The organism is Neisseria sp. P0021.S007 (assembly GCF_051956855.1).
The window spans coordinates 1-444 of the sequence record NZ_JBQCXA010001705.1 but is presented as its reverse complement, the minus strand read 5'-3'; the positions used below and the strand labels follow the sequence as shown (position 1 = coordinate 444).

The 444-nt window shown below is 45.3% G+C and carries 1 protein-coding gene; it reads left to right on the top strand.

Translation table 11 applies throughout. The features are described from left to right. Positions 1-316 (top strand): nitrous oxide reductase accessory protein NosL (locus tag ACTHUR_RS21020; RefSeq protein ID WP_440400751.1); only part of this gene is annotated, 316 nt, incomplete at its 5' end. Positions 317-444 lie beyond the last annotated feature (128 nt).

Sequence of the window (444 nt, the reverse complement as noted above, 5' to 3'; positions counted from 1 at the left end):
TGACAAACCGGTTTGGTTTTCCACCATCAAGCAGATGTTCGGCTACACTAAACTGCCTGAAGAGCCCAAAGGCATTCATGCTATCTATGTTACCGATATGGGCAAAGTCAAAGATTGGGAAAAACCCAATGCCGACGCCGAATGGATAGATGCGAAAAAAGCCTATTACGTCATCGAAAGCAGCTTTATCGGCGGCATGGGTGCGGAAGACGCGCTTCCGTTTGCCGACAAGGCTCAGGCTGAAAAATTCGCCAAAGAGAAAGGCGGCAGAGTAGTCGGTTTTGCAGAGATGCCCGACGAATACATTTTCAAATAAAACAACCAATAAAGGCCGTCTGAAACTGTTTCAGACGGCCTTTATGTTGGAAGCTGTCGATTGATGATTTAATGAATGCGGCTTTCAATGTAAAGATAAAAATCCAAGGAATACTTTATGTCCACCCC